The following is a 17,465-nucleotide window of genomic DNA, read 5'->3' on the forward strand; positions in this document are numbered from 1 at the left end:
GCCCCATGGCGCTTGTTTTTCGCTCAATTGACGAAGCGCAGCCCGGTCCCAAGCTGGCCGGGCTGTTTGCCGAATACTGGCCCGCCTACCGCAAATGGTGGGCGCAAGAGGGGTATTCGGCCCGCCCCACCTATCGCGAATGTCTACGCGCCCTGCAAAAACACATGCCCGAGATTTTGCCGCTGTACGAAGAGATCGTCGAACTGGTCGGCGGCAGCGACAGCCAGGCACGGTTTCTCAGCTTTTACTGCCCGCCGAAATATCTTTCGGGCTGCAGCCAGGCGATTTGGCGTGGCAAGACACCGATTCTGGTGCGCAATTACGACTACCATCCAAAAACCTTTGACGCCGCTCTGCTGAAAACCCGCTGGGACGGGCGCGGGGTCATCGGGATGAGCGACGGCGTTCTGGGTCTGCTTGATGGCATCAACGATGCCGGTCTGACGGTCTCGCTCACCTTTGGCGGGCGGCGCGAGGTCGGCGACGGCTTTGGCGTGCCGCTGATCCTGCGCTATGTCCTTCAAACCTGCGAGACCACTGCGCAAGCGGTTGACTGCCTGTGCCGCATCCCCTGCCACATGAGCTATAACGTCACCGTTCTGGATGCGAAACACAATCACAGCACGGTGTACCTTGCCCCGGACCGGCACCCGCAAATCTCGGACCAACCAGTGGCGACAAACCATCAGGGCCATGTCGAATGGTCCACCCATGCGCGCTTTACGGCCACCGTGGAACGCGAAAGGTTCTTGCTCAACCGTCTCAACCAGCACCCGGAAAGCGAGAAGCGGTTTATCGATGCGTTCCTGCGTCCGCCGCTTTATTCAACGGCTTTCAGATCAGGTTTCGGCACGCTCTATACTGCGGTCTATCGGCCTGCGAAGAAGCAGTTGCAACTGCTTTGGCCCGGTGCCAGCTGGGACTTGTCCTTCGATGGCTTCAAAGAGGGTGAGCTGAGCCTGATGTTGCCCGACGAGGCCGAGCCTGCAGTCTGACAAGCGCGGTCGCCCTTCTAAACTTCTTGCTCTTGGACGGGCGACGCAATAATGGGAGCTCGACGCGCGGCAGTTTCAAACAAGGCCCGGCGGGACCAACACCACATATTTCTATGACGCGATAGGACCACGGAAAGCATGACCGGTACCTCCCCAAATTGGCTAAGACTGCTTCCTTACTTCGTCACCGCATTGGTGATGGTCCTGGTCTGGTCCTGGTATCTGACTGATCTGGGTGTTGGGAACATCTATCACTACGATGAATTCTACACTTATGACCGCAGTACAGGCTTTGCGCGCAATGGGGACTGGCTGGCGGTTTATTCCAACAACGAACCTAGCCTGAAAAAACCGCCCATGCAGTATTGGATGTCTGCGCTGCTGATGGAGTTTGGCGTATCTGATATTCTGGCCTTGCGCCTGCCGTCGATGATCTTTGCGCTGGGCGCGCTGATGGCAACGGCCGTACTGGCGCGGGTGATGATCCCGGACAGCCCCTGGGCCATGCTGCCTTCGGTCCTGCTGGTGGCCACGTCGCTTCAGTTCTGGCAACACGCCACATCCGCGATGCTTGATACCGGGGCGGTTTTCTTTTCGACCCTTGGAATTGCAGCCCTGTTGGCAGCGTTGGAAAAGCCGAAATACTGGCCTTATTTCGGCGCAACTCTGGTGTTGGCCGCCTTGCAGAAAAGCCCAACCCCGCTGGCCTTTCTAGCGCTGGCACTACTGACGCTGAAGTTGACCAACAGATGGCAGACGGAACCGTTCAGCGAGATCTGGCAGAACAGAACGTTTCGCCGGACACTAAAGATTGCGATCCCGCTGGCCTTCGCCTGGCCGATCCTGCAAGAGCTTCGGTTCCTCTTTGGCGACTCGCTGGATGGCAACATCAAAGGCGAGATGCTGGATCGTTTTCGCCCATCGCTCAGCGATCGCGGCTTCGGGAAACTCTATGATCTGATCATCGCGGGCGAGCCGTGGTTGCGGCTACTGGGTTTTGTCGGCATCTGCGCTCTGCCATTTCTGCAAAAGCGGCCCAGACTTCTTGCTGCAACAGGGATAGCAGCGTTCTTCGTTATCATGATGTGGGCCGCAGCCGGCAAGGTTTATGCACGCTACACCCTGCTGATCCTGCCGATGCTGATGGTCGCCGCAACCGGTTTGTTGTTTTCGGTCGAGCGCCTGCGCTGGGCCGGGATGGTGGCCGCGCTGGGTCTGGTCTTTGTTGCAGGCGGCCTGTTCTATGACCGCGATGCCACCGATCTGGGCAAGGGTCGCGTGCGTTTGGGCGTGCCCGAGGCCGAGATTCTGACCCCTTTGGGTGCAATGCTGCAACCGGATGAAACCCTGCTGCTCTGCGCCTATGACCGCAAGTTGCGCGTACCGCCCGGGGCCGCATCGGTCTTTGCTTCCAACGGTAGGCGCTTTGTCTATCTCAGACGGCTGGAGCTGCACAAATACCTCGACAGGTTCGGCTATACCACCGGCCCGCTGCGAGGGCTCTGTTCGGAGGGTGAGTTGTCTGAGCTGGCACCTGACCTGATCGGGCTCGAGACGCAGCCAACTGCGGTTGACGGTTTGGTCTATTGGTCAGCAACCGGTGTCACGCCCGCCCCTGAATAGGAGACACGGTGCAATCCGTCCCATCGCTGAACAATGCCCCAACAAGTTGCGCAGATGTTGGCCTGCGATGCGGTGGCCACTTGAATTTTCGCCGTTGATCCCGCAAAAGCCCTGAGACTGAAACAAGTAAAGCTACCCACCATGCATGCTGATCATGATGCCAACGCTGACAATCGACCCACCGTGTCGATCGTGATTCCCATGCATAACGAACAGGGGGCTGTTCCCGGTCTTATCCAGGGCATCTGCGCTGCTGCGGCCGAATTGCCAGCGTTTGAGATTGTCGCGGTTGATGATGGATCGACCGATGACACTTTTGCGGCGCTGCAACAGATGCAGAAAGACTGTCCGCAACTGCGCATCCTGCAGCACAAAACGGCCGGTGGCCAAAGTGCTGCCGTGCATTCCGGCGTCAAGGAAGCACGCGCGGATATCTGCTGTACGCTGGATGGCGACGGACAGAACCCGCCGGAAGAGCTGCCAAAGATTTGGGCGCCGCTGGTGTCGGGTGGTGATGCCTCGATTGGCCTGGTGGCGGGGCAACGGGTTGGCCGACAAGACACTGCGTCAAAGAAGCTTGCCTCGCGCTTTGCCAATGCACTGCGGGGCTGGATGCTGAAAGACGGCACACGTGACACCGGCTGCGGTTTCAAGGCGTTCCGACGGCAGGCTTTCCTTGATCTGCCCTTTTTCAATCATATGCACCGTTATCTGCCCGCCCTGTTTAAGGCCTATGGCTGGAATATCGCGCTGGTGGATGTGGCGCATCAGCAGCGTTTGTCGGGCGAATCCAAATACACCAATTTCGGGCGGGCCATGGTCGGCATCTGGGATCTGTTCGGCGTTGTCTGGCTGACCCGCCGCGCCAAATCCGTTTCCGCAACCGAGGCGTCCCGGTCATGAAAGAAACCATTCTGGAAATCCTGCACGTCGACAGCCCGACCGAGGCGCTCTGGGTCTTTATCGGTCTGGCCGGTCAGCTGATGTTCAGCGCCCGGTTTATCGTGCAATGGATCACGTCCGAGCGCGCCAAGAAATCCGTCATCCCGATGGCGTTCTGGTACCTTTCGATCGGCGGCGGGCTTATCCTGCTGAGCTATGCGATCTATCGCCGTGACCCGGTCTTTATTCTGGGTCAGTCGATGGGCCTGTCCATCTACCTGCGCAACATCTTCCTTATTCGCGCTGAAAACCGCTGATTGATCGTAACGCTTCTTTACGACCTGCCACCCATTACAAGTTTGTCGGCTGCACCCGTTCAGCGGGTAGCGGCCTACGGCTGCGTTGTGTGAACAACCTCTTATTGTTTCTGAAATTTTCGTGCTAGTATCCCGCGAATAGATTTTCAGAATTGTACTCGGAGGATATTTTCTCTTGCCCGATAGCTCACCCCGGTTGTTCAGATTGCGCCCTTTGGAAAAGGCGGATCTGGGAACAGTTGCGCGCTGGTTTCAGGATATCCATGACCTGGCACTGTTCGACCGAACGTCGCGCATTCCTCAGAACCTGGTACAGACCGAACAATATTGGGAAGACGCGATAAACGCCTCAAAGGACTGCTGCAAATGCTGGTTCGCAATCGAATCTGACAGTGGTGATCTGGTGGGGATGACCGGGCTTGAAGCAATTTCCAGCGTCAACAGGGATGCGGTGGTTCCGGTTTTTGTCGACAAATCCATCCGTCGACATGGCGTGGCGGTGCGTTCGGTTGCGCTGATGCTGGATTTCGCATTCCGGCAATTGGGGCTGAACCGTATCACCTCGTATTACCGGGCCGACAATCACAGCAGCCGCGATCTGATCCAGCGAATCGGCTGCGAGATCGAGGGCACGATGCGTCAAGCCTGGTTCGCGGATGGGCAGTTCCATGACATGGTTGTCGTCGGCATGTTGCAGCAGGACTGGATCGCGCGTCGAGAGGTGCTCGCGCAGGAGTTAGGCACCCAAACAGTGGTCAGTTTTGATGCCTCTGGGTGGTCTTGGCCCCCCGATTCCGGTGCAGATACCTAAAATGTTACGTATTCTGAGTCATTTTTTGCTAAAACAGTCCTGTCGGATTCGACATGACAACACAATTGAGTATTGCCAGTGAACACGACCGGTTCGGACGCATCAATAAAACAGAAACTAGGCGCGGTGCTTTTTGCCGACGTTGTCGGCTATTCCCGCCTGATGAGCGAGAACGAGATGGATACGTATAACGCGTTGAAGTCTTTGCTTTCGCAGCTTGAATCGGCTTGCTCAAAGTATCAGGGCAAAATCATCGAAGTGCGCGGTGACGGCATTCTTGCCTTATTCGACACGGCGACCAGTGCGGTAGAGTTCAGCATCGAACTGCATCGGATCGCTGCGGAACATAATCAGGCACGGGATGACGAGCACAACATCAAATTTCGCGCTGGCGTTCACATGGGCGAAGTTCTGATGGACGAACGCGGCATCCATGGTGACAACGTCAATATCGCTGCCCGCCTGCAGGAGATTGCCGAGCCAGAACGGGTTTATGTCAGCGCAGCCGTCTATGAACAGATCCGTAACCGCCTGCGCTATGGCTATGAATTCCTCGGTCCCAAGCAGCTCAAGAACATCATGTCTCCGGTCGCGACCTACTGTGTCCGAACCGAGGTCGAGGGTGCAACAATGGCCGCAACCCTACGTCCTGAGATGCAGCTGGAAGTGCTTGAAAGGCCCGATAACCCGTCGGTTGCGGTGCTGCCCTTTACCAGCCAAGGCGGGGATGAAGATGACAGCTGGGTCGCCGAAGGGCTGACCGACGACATCATCATGAACCTGTCCAAGTTCCGGAACCTGTTCATCATTGCCCGGAATTCCTCGTTCTTCTTCAAGACCCAGTCGATGTCGCCGCAAGAGGCCGCTCGGCGTCTGAACGTGCGCTATATCGCGCGCGGCAGTGTGCGCCGCTCGTCCAGTCGTATCCGGATCACGGCCGAGCTAATCGACGCCAACACCGAACGCACCATCTGGGGTGAACGGTTCGACCGTAAGCTCGATGATATCTTCGACATCCTGGATGAGGTGACCGAGTGCATCGTTGCCGCCACTGCAGTCATGATCGAGTCGCATGAAAAGCTGCGCATGGTGCAGGCAATCCCGTCAGACCTGCGGGCTTATGGTTCGGTTCTGCAGGGGCAGCACCATATTTTCAAATACACCCGCAACGACAACCGCAAGGCGCAGCATTGCTACAAATCCGCGCTTGAGCGCGACGGCGGGTATGCACGGGCCGCGGCGGCGCTGTCACGCACGCTCAACATCGATTGGCGCTATTCATGGACCGAAGACCCAAACAGCGCGCTGGACAAGGCCCTGTCGCTGGCTCAGCGCGCGGTGGAGCTTGACCCCACAGATGCGCGCGGGTTTGGAGAGCTGGGCTATGTGCAGCTTTATCGTAAAGAGCATGACTCGGCGATCGAATCCTACAAACGCGCCCTGCAGCTTAACCCCAACGATGCGGACATGCATTCGGACTACGCCGATGCGCTGGCCCATTGGGGCGACAACGAAACCGCCATCAAACATCTGCAGCAGGCGATGCGCCTGAACCCCTATTTCCCCGATCAGTACCTGTGGCATCTGGGCGGGGCCTATTACAATCTCAAACGCTATGACGACGTGATCTCATGCGTGAACAAGATGAACAACCCGACCGAGGGGCAGCGCGTGCTGGCCGCCAGCTATGCCCATAAGGGCGAGCTGGAAATGGCCCGCCAGATCGCCGACAAACACCGCGCAGCGCATCCCAATTTCTCACTATCGCGCTGGGCCAAGGTTCAGCCAGACCGCCTGTCTGACGACACGCAGCATTTTGTCGAGGGGCTCAAAAAGGCCGGGTTCTGAGCTGCTGCCCGATCTCGCCTATGAAAATCAACTCGCCTGTTCGCGGTCGAACTGCATGCGTAACCGCCTGACTTCATCCATTTGTTCATGCGACCAGAAGACGAGCGGTTTCAGCATTTCAAGCAAGCTTCTGCCCAAAGGTGTCAATTCATAAGACACTGCCACTGGCGGTCCGGGATCGACGGTGCGGGTCAAATAACCATCACGTTGCAACCCGCGCAGGTTTTCGGTCAACACACTTTGTGTGATGTCTCCGATACAGCGCTTGAGATCGCCAAAGCGTTTCGGCTCATCCTCCAGCGCAAGGATGATGATCATCCGCCATTTGCCCGTCACATTGGACAGTACGGAACGGATTGAGCAGTTGGAAGCTTCTGCCTTGTTGGCAACACCAATTGGTAGCATATCAATCTCTGGTATTGTTTCGAAACTTAATCGCACAATAGCGTCACGTTGGCCTCGGTACAACTCCCTGAAAATTCGGGCAGTAGCCTCAAGCGTACCAGGTCATTTTTAAGTACGTAATTGAAATGTAGTATGGATTTGCTACCACGTATCCAGTAGATACGAATCATAGGAAATCAACATGTCCCCCAAAGAACTTGTAATCGCACTTTTTACGGCTGCCTTTGCTGAACATGACCCGCAAGCTGCGCTACAGCTCGTTACCCCGGACTATATTCAGCACAACCCGCAAGTCCCGACCGGAGCCGAAGGCCTGGCCGGCCTGATCCCTTTGGTCGAACAATCCGGGATGACTGCAACTACCCACCGGGTCATCGCCGAGGGCGATATGGTTGTATTGCACAGCACGTTCGACAACGCGGACGCTTTTGGTGCACCGACCCTCGCCGCCTTTGACATATTCCGCGTCGAGAATGGCAAAGTTGCTGAACATTGGGACAATTTGCAGCCCGTTCCTGAAACAACAGTGTCGGGCCGTGGCATGACAGATGGGCCGACCGAGATCACCGATCTTGAGAAAACAGAAGAAAACAAGGCGCTGGTTCTGGGGTTTGTGCGTGACGTTCTGGGCGGTGCCGCGCCCGAGAAAGCTCCGATGTATTCCGAGGTCTATATGCAGCACAATCCAATGCTTGCCGATGGGATCGATGGCCTGATCGAGGGCACCAAAGCCTGGGCAGAGCAGGGGAATGTGATCACCAAATTCGAGCCGCAGATTGTGGTGGCCGAAGGCAACTTTGTCTTTGTCGCCTCAGATGCCACCGTCAGAGGGAACCCTTGGGCCTTCTTCGACCTATGGCGCGTCGAAGATGGAAAGATCGTTGAACATTGGGACGTCGTTTCGCCTACGCCAGCCGAAATGGCGCACGAAAACGGCAAGTTCTGATCTTCGAAAGGGATGGCGGGTCAGGCATAAATGGCCCGCCAACCCAAAGCAGACGTTGGAATAAAACCAAACGTCAATCGGTCAGGATCATTTCAACCTTCCTATTCACCACGTGCCTTTGCGCCGCTGACTTTGGCACCTGACACCTTAGCACCGGACACCTTGGCCCCGCTGACCTTCGCGCCCGAGACCTTGGCCCCGCTCACCTTGGCGCCCGAGACCTTGGCTCCGGACATCATCGGTGCGTCATACTCAAAATAGACGTCCAGCAGCACGTCTTCGATCTGACCGGCTGCGATATCCATGCGGATGGTGTAATCGGCCTGATCGTAGTTCCAGACGCGAATATCATTGGCCATCTGGTAATCCGCTGCCGCGACGCCCGAAACCGAGGGGTTCATCGGCGCGCGTGCGGCCTGTTGCGTGGTGTCCGGCGCGTTAGCGTCATTGCTGGTCTGCAGCTTGAAGCCATGGGGCAGGTTGCCACCCGTCGCGCTCTCGCCTTCGCCATGCACCAGAAAGATCGTGGGTTCCGGCATCTCGTAATAGGTGCCGTCATAGGCGAAGCCGTAAATCCGGGCCAGTCGTGCATCGCCTCCGAACTGGTCCCCGATGAAATTATTGACGCCACGACCCCTCCGGCGGCCATCCTGTTCGATGAACAGCTGCTCCGAGTGACGGTTCGCGATCTGCTGCCAGTGGGTATGTTTGAACTGACGTCCGCGACGGATGTAGACAAACGAGTCGTGCGGAACCTTCTTCCGCTTGTCGAACTTGAACTTATCGCCGTCCTTGATGACCTTGTAGATGCCGGACTTTTCGTTTGCCGCATCCCCGACCTGGACCAGAACACGATCGTCTTCCCGGACATGTACGCCGTCGATTTTGGTGAATTTCTTACTGAAGTCGTAGTCTTCCTCAACCTCTTCGGCCAACCGGACCGAGCGTTGTTTCAGTTTTAAATCACTTAACTCTCGCCCAAACAGTAATACCTCGGAAAAACTGAGTAAGGACTCAGACATATCACTTTCTCCCTATCGGGGGTCGACGCTGCCGATTGCCTCGCCTGTCCCGGTTTGCGCATTCAGTGCGCGTTGAATGTCACTATTATCACCCCGTGCGCGTAACCTGCCACAATAGCGGGGGAAAAACAAAGACTTTAAGGTTCATTCACCTCGGGTGACAGCGTACGAACCGACGCGGCATGGCTCGTGCCGTCGGGCTTGGTCAAACGGGGGCCGGGCGCTGTCAATCCGATGTGGCGCATGCGGAAATTGCCTTCGATAATCTGCCGGAATGCGCCGCCGGTGACCTCGTGATCGACCATGACCAAGGCGCGTTCAACGCCGAAGTAGCTAAGCATATCGGGGTCCAGTTTCTCCCACGCATCTGCAAGATAGGATCCCAGCAAATCACGCGCTTCGATCAGGGCAACCCGAAAGCCTTCGGGGTCGGCTGCGTAATGTTCGTCGAACAGGTCCTGCATGATCGCATTGTATTCGTCGGTCCCTTCCAACTCGTCCGAGAGCTCCTCCATCTCCGGGTCGATCACGTCATGTGCTACCAGTCGTTCGTGGTAGATATCGACCAGAATATCGAACATCGCCCCGGTCAGTGGTTCTGACAGGGCGTGTTCACTGGACCATCCGTGCGAGAATTCAGAAAGCGTCCGGTCATTGGCGGCGATCCGAATTTGCGAGTTCTGCGACAGCTCTGCAAAGCGGCTCAGCCGGTTATAGGTATAAAGGTTGCCGCGCGTGTTTTTCAGCAATTCATCCACGACCGAGCCGAAATGCAGCGACGCCAACAGCGCCACCATATCGGCCGCCGATTCATGGAACCCGTAATATTCGCCGGTCGCGTCCTCTTCGGACGGCATGCCGACCACGCTGTAGATGATGGCATGGCCGATCTCATGCGCGACCACATCGAAGTTCAGGCTGTAGGGGCGGTATTCGTCACCGATATCGCGAGTGCCACCGGTTTCCAGAAATCCCCAACCGATATGCGCGTTATCTAGACTTGGCAGCAACGATAGCTCAAGCCGCTCGAAATCACGCGCGAAATGCCAGGGGATCGGGCGATTAAAATAGCCCTCCCACACATCCATGGTGAAATGGGCCGCTCCGAACAGATGGGCGGCTTCAAAGGCCGGGTCCTCGGGATCGATATGGATGAAATTGCCAAACTCATCGGGCTCGGGCGGCGGCAGGATATAGCCGTCCCATGCGGGCAGATACATCTCGGGGCCGTCTTCACCCTCGATCATCGCGCCATAGGGGGTCGTTTTGTCGACCGGGTACATCGCATACATGCGGGGGCCCGATGGGCCTGGGCCTATGGTCCCTTGCGGGGCCGATATTTCGACCAGTTCGGGCTTAGAATTCGGCTCTAAAAAGGGCGATTGCGGATATAGTAAGAACCGCGTGCCGGGGGGGTCATTCTCTGAATAGTCGGGCCAGATTGCCATTTTTCCCTCCCGTTATCCGCCTGCGCGCAGACCTGTTGCCAAGCCTGGCTCTTGATCAACCTGATCGCCGCTGGTGTGGCAAAACAGGAACTCGGCTTCAATCAGATCGACCAAGGCATCGCGCCCCTCAAGGCCATGCCCGATCGCGTAGGAGTCAAGATCATCCGGCACCATCTGGTCAAGACGTGTTTCAAAATACCAGACCAAGGCACGCGTTCGAATTGCGGCGTTGCTCGGGTCCAGCGGCAGCGCCGCTTTGCGCTGGGCCCGGTCGCGCAACGCGCTGTAGTCGCCCGAGCGTCGAAGCTCGGCTAGCAAAGCGGCATCCATTGTCTCGGCCAGCGTTTGGATTGCGATATCGACACGGGATTTGTCGGCCAGCATCGCCTCGTACTGCACAAGGGTCAGGTCATTTTCTTCCAGCCATTCGAGCAAATCCGCATGGCGGGGTAGCCGGGCCTCCAGCCGATGTTCGGTCATCTGCTTGACCACGGCGTCTTTATCCGGGTCCAACCCCTGTCGGCGGGTCTCGTCCTTAGACAGCAAGCCTAACGCTGCGCGATCACGCAGATGCGCGTAGAGAACCGGATCAAGCCGCAGCTCATCCACTAGCGCCCGCGCCTCGCTATCCTGTTGTGCGGCTTCCCGATCCACACGAGCGCAGAGGTCACGCCAGACCAGCGTCCGTTCGGTGCGATGTGAGTCTGACACATTCGTTCCAGCATTCAGAAAGCGGGCCATCTCAGCCAGCATCGCGCGGGCGTCATCCCCTTTCGCATCCACCTGTCCCTCGGGCAACCATCGTTGAAAGGGTTGCGGGTCCGAAACGCCCTCAAGGATGCGATCCCAAACCCGGTCACGGTAGTGCAGGTCTTTCGCCTTTTGCTGCAACGCGTCGCCCGTCTCAGACGACAACACACCCGCTGTCTTGGCTTGCGCAATGGTGGCGCGGATCGAGACCATAGGCTCGCTCAGCGGTGGAAAGCCAAGCTCGGCAGGGCCGTGCAGCACCGCTACCTCGTCATCATCTTCGATGGCACCATTCAGGTAACCCTCAAAAATCTGGCCGATCCCGATCATCCCGAAATCCGCCAGCTCTGCCGCGCGCAGCGCACCCATGCTGGCACTACCAAAGACCGGTATACCTTGCTCCAAGGCCCACAGGATTTCCTTGTGCCAGACCGAGGGCACCCCGTCGAAATACCCGTCTATAATCCCGATCGCACGCGGCTTTTCCCGCACTGCCCGATACACATCGCCCTGCTGAACCGGGGGTAGAATAGTGGCGTTCAGATGTTCGCGTACGGCTTCGGCCCGTAGCGTCGGCCCGACAAAAACAACCACACTCATGACATCACCGCTCGCGCACGGGGGCCTGCGACAAAGTCGGGATCGTCATGGGGCGCTTCCAAGCCCGGTATCACCGCGCGCACCACTGCGATGTCAATTTCGGGTCGCGACAGATCAACAGTGACCACCTGATCTATGCCTGCCTCGGACAGGCGCGCCAGCAACAAAGACAGGTCATCCGTGAAAGATCCGGTCACGTAGGTTGGGCATTCGGTGAAATCACCGATGGGCGCCGAGCCATCGATCAGTTCGCGGATGTATCCGCTGCGCCAGTTCCGGGCAGTGTCTGAGAACTCTTCCGGGTCCAGATCATCGCGCGCCCCTGAGATATAGGTCAGCCGTGTTTGCGCCGCTTCGGTCAGCGCCCGCAGTAGGGCAATGGCGCGATCCGGGTGGCAGCCGTCGCCGATGCCGATATGGCCCGTGGTGCCTCCGTCCTCACAGATCGCGCAGCGAAAGCTGGCGATGCCGATGTCCGAGGTCGTGTCCCAGATTCCCAAATCAAGCCCCGCCGCAGAAATCTGTTCCATCGCCTGAAGGCAACGCGGGTCGTCCACTGTACGGGGATTAACACGCGGGGTTGCGCCCTGATGGTGCCACAGCGTTGTGGCGTCACGCTCGATCAACTCGCAGATCGCGTGGCAACTGGCTTCGGTCACGTTGTTACCGGACGCCAGCCCGTTTGTCGTTCGCGGAAACGCCCGCTGCCCAGCCACGGGCGAGGTGGTATAATCGGTGTCCACCATCTCATACGGCACCCAGCAGGGCTGGCCCGAGGGCAGATCGCGCCCCAGCACCCACAGTATCGCCTGATGAGGGTCGAACTGCCCGCCGGTGACGCTGGGCAGACGGTCGGCATCGACCACATACTCCACCGCCAGATCAGCAAAGCTGGACAGCCGTAGCGGCAGTTCGATCCGCTCTGCGTGCCAGGATTCAATCGCTTCCATCACGCCCGAAGCCCGGGCTGCGCTCAGCGACAGCCCCTTGCCCAGCGACACCGCGACCGAGCGCGAGTTTGGCCGCGTCACCATCACTGTCGGCAATCCAACCCGGTCCAGTCCCGTCAGGTTGGCGATCCGGGTTATGCCCATCTGCTTGAGGAATGGTTTGACGATGGCCAGGGTCTCTTCCGGGTCGCGCAGCCGGTGGGTGTCTAGCACATAAGACTTCTGCGAATTCCCGGACATCCAAATGACCTTGCCAAATATCTGATAAACCATCGTAACCCGCCGGGCGGATCATGTTGGCGTCAGGATGCGGGATGAATGCGTAGTGGTCAACCGCGCACCGGCCCGGCAATCCACGCTTGCATGACCCGCGCGCTGCCGTTAAACGAGCTTCCGCATCGCCTCAATAGCTCAGCTGGTAGAGCAGGTCCTTCGTAAGGACAAGGTCGGGGGTTCGAGTCCCTCTTGAGGCACCATCCTCTTGCGAAAAGTCTTACCCGCGCTCAGATACTCAGCTCGATACGCGCGCCCAGAAACCGCGATACCATCGCGTTTGTTTTGGCACGTGGGGTCAGGCATAGGGCGGTTGAGAGCCCGTCTGCCAATGCTGCCTGCGGGGCTGAGATTGATACAGCCTGATAGGTCGCACCCAACCCTTTCGGGTTCAGGATATGCCCCTGATCGCCCTGCAGCATGGTGCCTTCGGGGGCCGAGGTTGCGACGGCGCGGTCCTGCAGTGTGATCCGTTTGGCGACAGCACCGTCGGGCTTGGCCAGCCCGACGCGCCACGGCTCGCCATTGCTCCGCTGGCCAAGGGCGGCGACCTCGCCCATATCCACCAGCACATCGCGCAGATCGAAGGATCGCATCAAAGCGGCAATCCGGTCAGTGATCGCACCTTGAGCAATCCCGTTCAGGGTAATCGCCGAGCGTCCGGGATGCGGCAGGCGGATCTCACCGGCGCTTACGTGAACCTTGTCCCAACCAATCGTCTGGCGTGCACGTTCCACTTGCGACCCCGCCGCGCCACTCGCGAGCGCTAGCCACAGGGGCTGGATCGTCGGATCAAATACCCCGCCCGAAGCGTCGTGAAGCGTGGAACAAAGGCTCAGCACCTCCAGCAGCTCAGGCGCCGGGGTGACCAGGTGGCCGATCCGGTTAAGCTGACTGATCTGCGAGTGCGTCCGGTAGAGGCTGAATATATTCTCCAGCCGATTCAGCTCTGCCTCGACCGCAGCAAAGATCGGCGCGGCCTGTGCGTCCGTCGAGCCTTCCAGCCTCAGGCTGGCGGGTGCGCCCAGCGCGATACCGCGCCATTGGGCGACGTTGCCAGCAGCGGCGGGTACGGCGGCGCAGGCGGCTGAGATGGCCAGGAAACGGCGGCGGGTCAGAATGGTCATGCGGGGGTCTCCAGCGCGAGGTCCAGATCGACGGGGCCCAGCACTTCGGCATCGGGAATATCAGACAGTGGCAGGGCGGCGCCGCCATATTCGGCAATGAACGCCTCTGCCGCAGCGGGGTCGCCAAAGGGCACGACTTCTCGCGCACCCATGCCACCGGCCACATCGGCGCCGACGACAAAGGTCGCACCATCGGCTGCGATCCAGTTGGAAATCCCCGGTTGCCGCCAGCTGGGCGCGACGCTCATGTCACTGACATAGGCAGCGGTGATCTTGGCGTCACGTTCGGGGCTTTTCAGATAGGCCAGCATGTCGCGCACCTGCGCAAAGAACAAAGGCGCGGGATAGCCTTCCAGATGGATCTGCCCTTTGGGCCCGCCATGTTCCGCGATGTTCATCTGGCAGAAATAACTCAGCGCATCCGGGGTGAGATCAACCGGGTCGGGGGCCTCGGCCACCTCTTCTTTGCAGGCCGTCAACGCGACCAGAGCGATCAGGGCAAGGTTTCTCATGGCTCAACTCTCCGAAATGCGAGACGCGCAAGGGCAAAGCCCAGCACCGGCCAGATCAGCAGCGAGGCGGGCGCGGCCCAGACCGGCAGGGCCTGCGCGGCTCCGGTCATGCCGGAGGCCATGGCAACGCCCTCGGTTGCGGCGATGTTCCACAAACGGAATGCGTCGGCCGGGTTGGCCACCATCACCCATGGAAAGACGGATTGGGTGAAGGTGCCGCCCTTGTCCATGACGACGGCCCCCAACAGGCCCAGATCATAGAGGACGACAAAAACCAGCCAGAGCCCGGCCGACAAACCTGCCGCCGCCGTGGCCCCCTTTGCCAGGGCGGACAGCAAGTATCCAAGCGCCAGAAAGACAGCGCCCAGCAGGATAGATGTGAGGATCAGGCGGACCAGAGCCATCAGGCTTTCCGGACCCGCGCCGCCAAAGAAGGCGGCCACTGCGCCTGCGGTGCCGAAACCGACGGTCATGGCGAAGGCCAAAGCGGCCAGATGGGCGGTGAATTTGCCCAACAGGATTTCTCCGCGCCCCGCCGGGTAGGACAGCAGCAGCGACAGGCTGCCGCGATCCACGTCGCCCGCGATGGCGTCAAAGGCGATCATCAGCGCCAGCAGCGGCGCAAGATAGACCGACAGCGTGGTCATCGAGGCCACCGAAACGGTCAACATGTCGACCCCCAGCGTGCCGGTTGGGGCGCTGCCTGCAAAGGTCAGCGCCAGAGCGAACAGAACCATGATCAGCGTTGCAACCAGCAGCCAGCGGTTGCGGCGTAGGATCAGCATTTCAGTGCGGGTGATGGCGAGGAAGCGGGTCATTGCAAACCCTCCTGTGCGTAGTGGCGATAGAGGTCTTCCAGCTTGGGTGGGGTCATTTCCACATCCGCGACCGCGTCGCCCAACCCGGCGATCCGGCGCAGCGCCTCCATCTTGTCTTCGGGTGTGCAGAGCAATTCAACGGATGCTCCATTGATCCGGTTGCCGCCAAGTTCAGCGGCCAGCACATCCGGATTGGCGCTGGCGCGTACCTTCAGACGGATGGGCAGACCTGCCAGAGCCGACAGGTTGGTCAGCGTGTCGTCGGCGACCATCCGACCCTTGCGCATGATCGCGATGCGATCAGTACGGGCCTCGACCTCGGTCAGCGCATGGCTGGCAATCAAAACAGCGGTGCCTTGGGCGGCCAGCTCGTCGATAATGGTGTACAGGTCCTGCCGCGAGATTGGGTCCAGTCCGCTTGTCGGCTCATCCAGCAAGGCCACTTTCGGTTGGCCCAACAGCACCTGCGCCAGACCCAAACGTTGCCGCATGCCTTTGGAATAGGTGCCGATCCGACGGTCCAGAGCGTCGCTTAGGCCGACACGCTCCAACAGGCCGGACACATCGGCTTTTGCGCCTGAAAGCTGCGCAAACAGGGTCAACTGCTCACGCCCGGTTAGCGCGGGATGAAACGACACCGCTTCGGGCAGATAAGCCGTCTCGCGCCGTGCCTGAGCACTACCGGGGGTGGCGTCTCCGATCCGAATGGCTCCGCCATGGATCGGTGTTAGGCCGAGGATGGATTTGATTAGGGTCGACTTGCCCGCGCCGTTATGGCCCAGCAGCGCAACGCGCTGGCCGGGGGCAAGAGACAGGGTGATATCGTCAAGAACGCGGGTTTTCCCTCGGTCCTTGAGAACATGGTCAATTGACAGGGCCTTATCCGTCATGAGGCACCTTTTTCATAGCTGGGGGTTCAGGGGCTTGCATCAAGGGGTTGCTGTCCATCACGCCCCCCGGCAACAGCGCCGGGAAGGCCGATTGCGACCAGCGCACCAGTTGCACGGCAGGGGAGCCGAGCAACAATTTGGCTGCGGGTTGGGTCCACAGCACATGGTCCATCGAGTCATTGGGGCGATAGGGGGCATCGGCGATGCCGTTGCCATCCACATCATAAGCGGCGAAATCGGACCAGTAGTTGCCGCGCCCGTCCTCGGACCACTCGACCCATTTGGTCGAGACGTATTTCACCTGCGTCCGGTTCCCGATGAATGAATTGCCAACGATGCGGTTGCGCTCGCTGCCAGCGGTAAAGTGGATGCCGATGCCGCATCCCTCAAACCAGTTATCGGTGAACTCGTTCTTGTTCGAGTTATAGAGGAAGGTGCATTTCTCTTTCGCACCTTTCACAACGTTTCCGGTGATGGTGCTTTTGTTGGCGTAGTTCAGCATGACGCCATGTTCGCGGTCGCCGATCGAGACGTTATTGGCCACGGTCACATTGGTCGTGAACATCACCGCGTAGCCCAGATCATTGCCGATCGAGACGTTGTCGCTGACCACCGAATTGTCCGCATACATGTAATGAACGGCAAAACGCAGATCACGGAACAGGTTACCGGTGAAGGTGTTCTTCTTCGACGAGTTTACAAAGATTCCGTCGCGGCCATAGCGGATATCGTTGTCCTCAACCACCGCACCCGGCGCGTTCCAGACATAGACGCCATTGCCGCGCTCGTTCATGCGCTGGTCTTGCCGCCCTTCAATCCGGTTTCGTCGGACGATACTGTCCTTGGCCCCATGGATGTCGATGCCATAGAGATTGCCCAGCAGCACATTGTCTTCGACCACCGGCGCATGGGCCGTCTTGGTCAACTGGATGCCGCTGTCGATCCCGTCATGGTCCGAGCCCGATCCGATCACCGTCAGCCCGCGCACGGTCACACCCGGCCCGGTCACGGTGATGACGCTGCCTTCGCCTTGTCCGTCGATGGTGGCCTGTCCCAGCCCGTCAATCTTGACGGGCCGGTCCAGAACCAGCGTTTCTGTGTAAACGCCGGGGCTCAGGTGGAGGGTGTCTCCATCCGCCGCCTGCGCCAGTATCTCGTTGATGGCCCCTGCCCGGTTGGGCACATCCCAATCCGCCGCCCAAAGGGGCGAGCCGAGCAGGAGCGGTATGAGCAGGGACCAACGCATGG

Annotated in this window: 17 protein-coding genes and 1 tRNA gene; 8 read left to right on the forward strand and 10 right to left on the reverse strand. The window is 59.0% G+C overall.

Translation table 11 applies throughout. The features are described 5' to 3' along the window. Window positions 1–5 precede the first annotated feature (5 nt). From ACR0CZ_RS17995 to ACR0CZ_RS18020, 6 genes are all read left to right on the forward strand, one after another. Window positions 6–995, forward strand: coding sequence for a C45 family autoproteolytic acyltransferase/hydrolase (locus tag ACR0CZ_RS17995; protein ID WP_170397976.1), 990 nt, complete (start codon window positions 6–8; stop codon window positions 993–995). 138 nt (window positions 996–1,133) lie between these two features. Beyond that, the gene (locus tag ACR0CZ_RS18000; RefSeq protein WP_170466450.1) at window positions 1,134–2,618 is read left to right on the forward strand and encodes a glycosyltransferase family 39 protein; all 1,485 of its coding nucleotides are present in this window, start codon (window positions 1,134–1,136) and stop codon (window positions 2,616–2,618) included. A 141-nt stretch (window positions 2,619–2,759) separates the two neighbouring features. Then, window positions 2,760–3,521, forward strand: a complete 762-nt coding sequence (locus ACR0CZ_RS18005; protein WP_170397980.1) for a glycosyltransferase family 2 protein — start codon at window positions 2,760–2,762, stop codon at window positions 3,519–3,521. After that, the gene (locus ACR0CZ_RS18010) at window positions 3,518–3,817 is read left to right on the forward strand and encodes a lipid-A-disaccharide synthase N-terminal domain-containing protein (RefSeq protein ID WP_039542759.1); all 300 of its coding nucleotides are present in this window, start codon (window positions 3,518–3,520) and stop codon (window positions 3,815–3,817) included. Before ACR0CZ_RS18005 ends, ACR0CZ_RS18010 begins: the two co-directional genes overlap by 4 nt. A 175-nt stretch (window positions 3,818–3,992) precedes the next feature. Further along, window positions 3,993–4,628, forward strand: coding sequence for a GNAT family N-acetyltransferase (locus tag ACR0CZ_RS18015; protein WP_170397983.1), 636 nt, complete (start codon window positions 3,993–3,995; stop codon window positions 4,626–4,628). A gap of 126 nt (window positions 4,629–4,754) precedes the next feature. Then, entirely contained in the window at window positions 4,755–6,476 is a 1,722-nt protein-coding gene (locus ACR0CZ_RS18020) for an adenylate/guanylate cyclase domain-containing protein (protein WP_480537232.1), read from the forward strand. 27 nt (window positions 6,477–6,503) lie between these two features. Here the strand turns inward: ACR0CZ_RS18020 and ACR0CZ_RS18025 are convergent, their stop codons facing one another. Next, entirely contained in the window at window positions 6,504–6,881 is a 378-nt protein-coding gene (locus ACR0CZ_RS18025; protein ID WP_170397987.1) for a winged helix-turn-helix transcriptional regulator, read from the reverse strand. 181 nt (window positions 6,882–7,062) lie between these two features. Here ACR0CZ_RS18025 and ACR0CZ_RS18030 point away from each other — a divergent pair, with 181 nt between their 5' ends. Then, a complete protein-coding gene (locus ACR0CZ_RS18030; protein ID WP_170397989.1) occupies window positions 7,063–7,827 on the forward strand; it encodes a nuclear transport factor 2 family protein in 765 nt (254 codons plus the stop codon). Window positions 7,828–7,928: 101 nt separating this feature from the next. On the opposite strand, the gene ACR0CZ_RS18035 is transcribed toward ACR0CZ_RS18030, so the two are convergent. From ACR0CZ_RS18035 to ACR0CZ_RS18050, 4 genes are all read right to left on the reverse strand, one after another. Beyond that, complete coding sequence (locus tag ACR0CZ_RS18035) at window positions 7,929–8,849, reverse strand: pentapeptide repeat-containing protein (RefSeq protein ID WP_170397991.1); 921 nt, start codon at window positions 8,847–8,849, stop codon at window positions 7,929–7,931. 137 nt (window positions 8,850–8,986) lie between these two features. Next, window positions 8,987–10,297, reverse strand: coding sequence for a gluzincin family metallopeptidase (locus tag ACR0CZ_RS18040; protein ID WP_170397993.1), 1,311 nt, complete (start codon window positions 10,295–10,297; stop codon window positions 8,987–8,989). A gap of 12 nt (window positions 10,298–10,309) precedes the next feature. Beyond that, the gene (locus tag ACR0CZ_RS18045) at window positions 10,310–11,647 is read right to left on the reverse strand and encodes a TfuA-like protein (RefSeq protein WP_170397995.1); all 1,338 of its coding nucleotides are present in this window, start codon (window positions 11,645–11,647) and stop codon (window positions 10,310–10,312) included. Continuing rightward, window positions 11,644–12,870: a YcaO-like family protein gene (locus ACR0CZ_RS18050; RefSeq protein WP_480544989.1), complete on the reverse strand. Its 1,227-nt coding sequence runs from the start codon at window positions 12,868–12,870 to the stop codon at window positions 11,644–11,646. The genes ACR0CZ_RS18045 and ACR0CZ_RS18050 overlap by 4 nt, the downstream gene beginning before the upstream one ends. 127 nt (window positions 12,871–12,997) lie before the next feature. Between ACR0CZ_RS18050 and ACR0CZ_RS18055 the strand changes: the two genes are divergently transcribed. Then, window positions 12,998–13,073, forward strand: a tRNA-Thr gene (locus ACR0CZ_RS18055). A 27-nt stretch (window positions 13,074–13,100) separates the two neighbouring features. Here ACR0CZ_RS18055 and ACR0CZ_RS18060 read toward each other — a convergent pair. The 5 genes from ACR0CZ_RS18060 to ACR0CZ_RS18080 are packed head-to-tail and all read right to left on the reverse strand — an operon-like array spanning window position 13,101 to window position 17,463. Continuing rightward, the gene (locus tag ACR0CZ_RS18060) at window positions 13,101–13,997 is read right to left on the reverse strand and encodes an FAD:protein FMN transferase (RefSeq protein WP_170398093.1); all 897 of its coding nucleotides are present in this window, start codon (window positions 13,995–13,997) and stop codon (window positions 13,101–13,103) included. Then, the gene (locus ACR0CZ_RS18065; RefSeq protein ID WP_170398095.1) at window positions 13,994–14,509 is read right to left on the reverse strand and encodes a nitrous oxide reductase accessory protein NosL; all 516 of its coding nucleotides are present in this window, start codon (window positions 14,507–14,509) and stop codon (window positions 13,994–13,996) included. Before ACR0CZ_RS18065 ends, ACR0CZ_RS18060 begins: the two co-directional genes overlap by 4 nt. Next, the gene (locus ACR0CZ_RS18070) at window positions 14,506–15,327 is read right to left on the reverse strand and encodes an ABC transporter permease (protein ID WP_170398098.1); all 822 of its coding nucleotides are present in this window, start codon (window positions 15,325–15,327) and stop codon (window positions 14,506–14,508) included. The genes ACR0CZ_RS18065 and ACR0CZ_RS18070 overlap by 4 nt, the downstream gene beginning before the upstream one ends. Further along, window positions 15,324–16,217 carry an ABC transporter ATP-binding protein gene (locus tag ACR0CZ_RS18075; protein ID WP_170686791.1) on the reverse strand — a complete coding sequence of 298 codons (894 nt, stop codon included), beginning with the start codon at window positions 16,215–16,217 and terminating at the stop codon, window positions 15,324–15,326. Before ACR0CZ_RS18075 ends, ACR0CZ_RS18070 begins: the two co-directional genes overlap by 4 nt. Next, entirely contained in the window at window positions 16,207–17,463 is a 1,257-nt protein-coding gene (locus ACR0CZ_RS18080; protein WP_170398104.1) for a nitrous oxide reductase family maturation protein NosD, read from the reverse strand. The genes ACR0CZ_RS18075 and ACR0CZ_RS18080 overlap by 11 nt, the downstream gene beginning before the upstream one ends. Between the last annotated feature and the right edge of the window lie 2 nt (window positions 17,464–17,465).

Source organism: Ruegeria sp. H9 (assembly GCF_056532915.1).

Excerpts from the sequence above, each read along its gene's own strand:
- ACR0CZ_RS18035 (WP_170397991.1), bottom strand. The coding sequence starts at position 8,849 with ATGTCTGAGTCCTTACTCAGTTTTTCCGAGGTATTACTGTTTGGGCGA.
- ACR0CZ_RS18005 (WP_170397980.1), top strand. The coding sequence starts at position 2,760 with ATGCATGCTGATCATGATGCCAACGCTGACAATCGACCCACCGTGTCG.
- ACR0CZ_RS18065 (WP_170398095.1), bottom strand. The coding sequence starts at position 14,509 with ATGAGAAACCTTGCCCTGATCGCTCTGGTCGCGTTGACGGCCTGCAAA.
- ACR0CZ_RS17995 (WP_170397976.1), top strand. The coding sequence starts at position 6 with ATGGCGCTTGTTTTTCGCTCAATTGACGAAGCGCAGCCCGGTCCCAAG.
- ACR0CZ_RS18070 (WP_170398098.1), bottom strand. The coding sequence starts at position 15,327 with ATGACCCGCTTCCTCGCCATCACCCGCACTGAAATGCTGATCCTACGC.
- ACR0CZ_RS18075 (WP_170686791.1), bottom strand. The coding sequence starts at position 16,217 with ATGACGGATAAGGCCCTGTCAATTGACCATGTTCTCAAGGACCGAGGG.
- ACR0CZ_RS18050 (WP_480544989.1), bottom strand. The coding sequence starts at position 12,870 with ATGGTTTATCAGATATTTGGCAAGGTCATTTGGATGTCCGGGAATTCG.
- ACR0CZ_RS18045 (WP_170397995.1), bottom strand. The coding sequence starts at position 11,647 with ATGAGTGTGGTTGTTTTTGTCGGGCCGACGCTACGGGCCGAAGCCGTA.
- ACR0CZ_RS18010 (WP_039542759.1), top strand. The coding sequence starts at position 3,518 with ATGAAAGAAACCATTCTGGAAATCCTGCACGTCGACAGCCCGACCGAG.
- ACR0CZ_RS18040 (WP_170397993.1), bottom strand. The coding sequence starts at position 10,297 with ATGGCAATCTGGCCCGACTATTCAGAGAATGACCCCCCCGGCACGCGG.
- ACR0CZ_RS18060 (WP_170398093.1), bottom strand. The coding sequence starts at position 13,997 with ATGACCATTCTGACCCGCCGCCGTTTCCTGGCCATCTCAGCCGCCTGC.
- ACR0CZ_RS18000 (WP_170466450.1), top strand. The coding sequence starts at position 1,134 with ATGACCGGTACCTCCCCAAATTGGCTAAGACTGCTTCCTTACTTCGTC.
- ACR0CZ_RS18030 (WP_170397989.1), top strand. The coding sequence starts at position 7,063 with ATGTCCCCCAAAGAACTTGTAATCGCACTTTTTACGGCTGCCTTTGCT.
- ACR0CZ_RS18080 (WP_170398104.1), bottom strand. The coding sequence starts at position 17,463 with ATGCGTTGGTCCCTGCTCATACCGCTCCTGCTCGGCTCGCCCCTTTGG.
- ACR0CZ_RS18025 (WP_170397987.1), bottom strand. The coding sequence starts at position 6,881 with ATGCTACCAATTGGTGTTGCCAACAAGGCAGAAGCTTCCAACTGCTCA.